Origin of the sequence: Kribbella sp. (genome assembly GCF_035687465.1) — a bacterium.
Taxonomy (GTDB): Bacteria; Actinomycetota; Actinomycetes; order Propionibacteriales; family Kribbellaceae; genus Kribbella.
This window is the reverse complement of the sequence record NZ_DASRXP010000086.1, coordinates 1-2,408: the sequence shown is the minus strand read 5'-3', so window position 1 is coordinate 2,408 and position 2,408 is coordinate 1. Positions and strand designations below refer to the sequence as shown.

3 protein-coding genes are annotated in these 2,408 nt (G+C 68.7%); all 3 read left to right on the top strand.

Annotated elements, in window-relative coordinates; genetic code table 11:
- Positions 1–255 precede the first annotated feature (255 nt).
- Positions 256–963, top strand: coding sequence for a GntR family transcriptional regulator (locus VFG33_RS04255; RefSeq protein ID WP_325022582.1), 708 nt, complete (start codon positions 256–258; stop codon positions 961–963).
- Positions 960–1,958: a phosphotriesterase family protein gene (locus VFG33_RS04250; RefSeq protein ID WP_325022580.1), complete on the top strand. Its 999-nt coding sequence runs from the start codon at positions 960–962 to the stop codon at positions 1,956–1,958. The genes VFG33_RS04255 and VFG33_RS04250 overlap by 4 nt, the downstream gene beginning before the upstream one ends.
- Positions 1,955–2,408, top strand: a 454-nt coding sequence (locus VFG33_RS04245; RefSeq protein WP_325022578.1) for a phytanoyl-CoA dioxygenase family protein, incomplete at its 3' end; no start/stop codon positions are given. The genes VFG33_RS04250 and VFG33_RS04245, both read left to right, overlap by 4 nt.

Genomic DNA, 2,408 nt, shown 5'->3' with positions numbered 1-2,408 from the left:
CTCGACCTTCGCGTCCTCGATCAGGCCGGCGACCGCTGACAGCAGGTCCGGCGCACCCGAGCGAGGCGTCGCCTGCTCCCCCTGATCTTGTACGCCGTCCTTCGGTGACCAGCGCACCCACTTCGTCCGGGTACCGCCGATGTCGATGCCGAGCACGACGTCGTCCGTCACGCCGCCTCCTCAGTCGTCGCCAGTGCAGCCTGTCTAGACAGGTGGACGCTAGTCGAGACCGGCCAACCTGTCTAGACTGCCTCCATGACGACTCGATCGATCCCGCGCCACCAGGCAATCGAGCGCCACCTGCGCAGCCGGATCGCCAACTCCCAGCCCGGCGACGCGGTCGAGTCGGACTCGGACCTGACCGCACTGTTCAACGTCAGCAGGATGACCGTGCGTCAGGCCGCGCAACGCCTCGCCGACGAAGGTCTCATCTATCGGGTGCCCGGGGTCGGCACTTTCGTGGCCGAGCCGAAGGTCCATCGCGACATCGCCCGGCTGCGATCCTTCACCGAGGAGATGGCCCGACGCGGAGCGGTGGCCGGTTCGAGGATCCTGGTGGCCGAGCTTCGCACCGGCAGCACCGAGGAACTCGCCGCGCTCCACCTGGCACCCCGGGCCAAGGTGACGCACGTACGCCGGCTCCGTCTGGCCGATGACAAGCCCGTCGCGATCGAGAACGTCGTACTCCCGATGTCCTGTAGCGCCGTACTGGCCGAGGATCTCGAGCACGGTTCCCTGCACGACGCGCTGCGAGCGCTCGGCGAGATTCCCACCAACGCGTCGGGGACCTTGGTCGCCATCAACGCCGACGACGAGGACGCGGAACTGCTCGCCGTCGCTCCCGGTACTGCGCTGCTCGTCGAAGAGCGCCTCATCGTCAATGAGAGCGGCCAGCCGCTCGAGAAGACCCAGACCCGGTACGCGGGTGACGAGTTCGTCTTCCACGTCTCCCTGGCCCGATGACCGACGTGATGACGGTGCTCGGGCCGGTGAGACCGGCCGAGCTCGGCTATGTCGACGCCCACGAACATCTCTTCCTGCGCACCCCGGCCCTGCCTGGCGACGAGTTCTGGGATGCGGACAAATCCACGACCGAGGCCGCAGCGGTCCGGTCCAGCGGGATCGGCACCGTCATCGATCTGACGCCTGTGGGTCTGGGCCGCCGCCCGTCCGCGCTGGCCAAGCTGGCCGCCGACGCGGGCCTGCACGTCGTGGCCGCCACCGGCTACCACCGCTCGGCGCACTACCCCGCCTGGCACTGGGCACGCGAGGTCTCGGAGGACCTGCTCCTCGACATCCTGCTGACCGACCTCACCGTCGGGATGGACGATCGCGACTGGGCCGGTCCGCGACCGGTGCCGTCGACGGTCAGGGCCGGCATCGTCAAGCTCGGCGCCTCCTATCAGCGCATCACGGCCGATGAGGAGCGGTGGTTCCGCGCCGGCGCGGAGGCTGCACTGACGGTCGGAGTGCCCGTGGCCGTGCACTGTGAGACCGGTACGGCGACGCACGAGATCCTCGACAACCTGGCCCGACTGGGCGTCGCGGCCGACCAGGTCCTGCTCTGCCACACCGACCGCAACCCCGACCTCGAGCTGCACAAGGAACTGGCCTCCCGCGGTGCCTACCTCGTCTACGACACGATCGGACGGATCAAGTACGGTCCCGACTCGCGCATCCTGGACCTCATCGAGGGTCTGGCGGCCGTGGGGCTGGCCGGCCAGGTCTGCCTCGGTACGGACGTCGGCCGCCGCTCGATGCTGCGGGCGTACGGCGGCGGCCCCGGCATGGACGTGCTCGGCCGGGACTTCCTGCCCCGGCTCGGACCTGACCTCGTCGACCTGGTGATGAGAGACGCTCCTGCCGCCTTGTTCTCCGGGGCTGCGTCGATTCGCCATCCGAAGGGCAACTCACGCCATGGCGTGACGCCGGACGCGCAGGCGATGATCGAAGGGTGACGAACACTGATCTGAAGAGCCAGTACGACCGAGACGGCTTCGTCGTGCTCGACCACGCTCTGAACCCCGGCGAGGTCGGCAAGCTGCTGGAGGAGGCCGTCCGGATCGCCCGTGGCGAGCTCGGCCCCATCATCGGCGAGCTGCCCGTCGACGCGGCCGACACCGACGAGGAGGTACTGCGCCGGTATCTCTGCATCCACTACCCGCACAAGTTCTCCGACCTGATGCTCGCCACGATGCGCCATCCCGCGATCGTTTCGGCGCTCACCAAGCTGATCGGCCCGAACGTGAAGGCGATGCAGTCGATGCTGTTCATCAAGTCCGAGGGCAAGCCCGGGCAGGCCTGGCACCAGGACGAGATGTTCATCCCGACCCGGGACCGCTCGCTGACCGCCGCGTGGATCGCGCTCGACGACGCCACCACCGAGAACGGCTGCCTCTGGGTGCTGC